The 2239-nt window shown below is 68.7% G+C and carries 2 protein-coding genes and 2 pseudogenes; 3 read left to right on the top strand and 1 reads right to left on the bottom strand.

The genetic code is table 11. The features are described from left to right. The 3 genes and pseudogenes from FFS27_RS31960 to FFS27_RS31950 all read left to right on the top strand — a co-directional run. Positions 1-685: AraC family transcriptional regulator (locus FFS27_RS31960; protein WP_177527270.1), on the top strand; the 685-nt coding region annotated here is incomplete at its 5' end. A gap of 257 nt (positions 686-942) precedes the next feature. Continuing rightward, a complete protein-coding gene (locus FFS27_RS31955) occupies positions 943-1764 on the top strand; it encodes an ABC transporter substrate-binding protein (RefSeq protein ID WP_003082561.1) in 822 nt (273 codons plus the stop codon). A 58-nt stretch (positions 1765-1822) separates the two neighbouring features. After that, positions 1823-2017 (top strand): annotated as a pseudogene (locus FFS27_RS31950) (aconitase X swivel domain-containing protein); the annotation flags it as partial. Here FFS27_RS31950 and FFS27_RS31945 read toward each other — a convergent pair. Beyond that, positions 2006-2239 (bottom strand): annotated as a pseudogene (locus FFS27_RS31945) (aconitase X swivel domain-containing protein); the annotation flags it as partial. The pseudogenes FFS27_RS31950 and FFS27_RS31945 sit on opposite strands and share 12 nt — an antisense overlap.

Below are 2239 nucleotides of genomic sequence, written 5' to 3'. Positions count from 1 at the left end.
GCTCGACGCCATGCCCGGCGTGGTGTTCTTCGTCAAGGACGAGCGCGCCCGCTACGTCCTGGTCAACCGCACCCTGGCACGCCGCTGCGGCGTGAAGGACAAGGCCGAACTGCTCGGCCGCAGCGCCGACGAGGTCTTCCCTTCCAGCCTCGGTCCGCTCTATGCCGAGCAGGATCGGCGCGTGCTGCGCGGCGGCGCGACGCTGGAGAACCAGTTGGAGCTGCACCTCTATCCCGGTCGCCAGCCGGGCTGGTGCCTGACCCACAAGCAGGCGCTGCGCGATGCCGACGGGGCGATCATCGGCATGGCCGGCATCTCCCACGACCTGCCGGCGGCGCAGTCGGCGCACCCGGCCTACGGCCGACTGGCGGCGGTGGACGCGCATATCCGCGAGCACTACGACCAGCCGCTCAGCCTCGCCGATCTCACCGCCATCGCCGGGCTCTCGGTGGCGCAACTGGAGCGTCACTGCAAGCGCATCTTCCAGCTCACCCCACGGCAGATGATCCACAAGGCGCGGCTCGGCGCCGCCTCGCAACTGCTCGCCGGCGACGCGCCGATCACCGAGATCGCCCTGCGCTGCGGCTACACCGACCACAGCGCCTTCAGCCGCCAGTTCAAGGCGCTCACCGGACTCTCGCCGAGCCAATACCGCGAGACCCATCGCCAGCCCCGAAAAGCGTAACGCCTCGCCCCGCCACGGGGCGGCGGTAGCAATCCTGCTCCCTTTTGTAACACCGCCGGCCGCGTCCGAGCGGGGCGCAGTCCGGCGCGGCATGGCACAGCGACGCGCCAGCCAAAGCGGTCGCGCTCCAGCGAAAGATTTTTTATCGGCGTCGGACGAGGTTCTGGCACAGCCATTGCTCGCTTAAAATATCGTATACGAAATCACAAATACGAGATGTGCCGCCCTTCCGCTCAACCGCATCGCCAGAGGCCCCCATGAATACCAAGAAGACCCTTGCCCTAGCCCTCACCGCTGCCCTGGGCTGTTCCCTCGCCGGTCTCGCCCAGGCCGACAAGCTCGACGACATCATCGAGTCCGGCAAGCTGCGCTGCGCCGTCACCCTGGACTTTCCGCCGATGGGCTCGCGCGATGCGCAGAACAACCCGGTGGGCTTCGACGTCGATTACTGCAACGACCTGGCGAAGGCCCTGGACGTCAAGGCGGAGATCGTCGAGACGCCCTTTCCCGACCGCATCCCGGCACTGGTATCGGGTCGCGCCGACGTGATCGTCGCGTCCACCTCGGACACCCTGGAGCGGGCCAAGACCATCGGCATGAGCATCCCCTACTTCGCCTTCGTCAAGGTGGTACTGACCCGCGAGGACACCGGCATCGCCAGCTACGAGGACCTCAAGGGCCGCCCGGTCGGCGGCACCGCCGGCACCTTCGAGGCGCTGGCCCTGGAGAAGGACAGCAAGGCCTGGGGCGACGCCAAGGGCAGCTTCCGCGCCTACCAGTCCGAGGCCGACACCGCCCTGGCGATCAGCCAGGGGCATATCGACGCCACGGTCGTCTCTTCCACCGTCGCCGCCTCGTGGATCAAGTCGGGCAAGTACAAGGGCCTGAAGATCGCCGGTGACGCGCCCTATGACATCGACTACGTGGCCCTCGGCGCCAAGCGCAACGAATACGGCCTGCTCAACTACCTGAACCTGTTCATCAACCAGCAGGTGCGCACCGGCCGCTACGCCGAGCTGGCGCAGAAATGGGTCGGCGGCACGGCGCCGGAGCTGACCACCAGCGCGGTCTACCGCTGAAGCCGAGGGCGCGGTCCGCCGTCGGGCCGCGCCGTTTCCCCCCGTCCTGGATGCGCCGATGAAGCACGCACACCTCATCGTTCCCCGTACCCTGGTCGCCGGCAGCGCGTCCGGCGAACTGCTGTACGCACCGACCGGCCTGAGCTTCTGGGGCGGCGTCGACCCGCGCAGCGCGGAAGTGATCGACCGTCACCACCCGCTCAGCGGCCGCCATCTGCACGGCAGGCTGCTGGCGATTCCCGGCGGGCCGGGCCTCCAGCGGCGGCGGGGCATCGCGGTGGAGTTCCAGGCGACCGTCGGCCAGGCGCGCCCAGGGATAGGCGGCGAGTTCGTCGAAGCGGTCGCCGAGACAGGCGATGGGTAGCGAGCGGCCGAACAGTTCCTCGGCGACGATCGCGCCGAGGGCGAGGATTTCGTCCGGTTCGCGCAGGAGGATCGCCGCCGGCGCGCATCCGCCGAGGATCAGTTCCAGCAG

The sequence above is a fragment of the Pseudomonas sp. 2VD genome (assembly GCF_005503585.1).
Classification (GTDB): domain Bacteria; phylum Pseudomonadota; class Gammaproteobacteria; order Pseudomonadales; family Pseudomonadaceae; genus Pseudomonas; species Pseudomonas aeruginosa.
The sequence above is the reverse complement of the archived record's forward strand: the minus strand, read 5'-3'. Positions and strand labels throughout refer to the sequence as shown.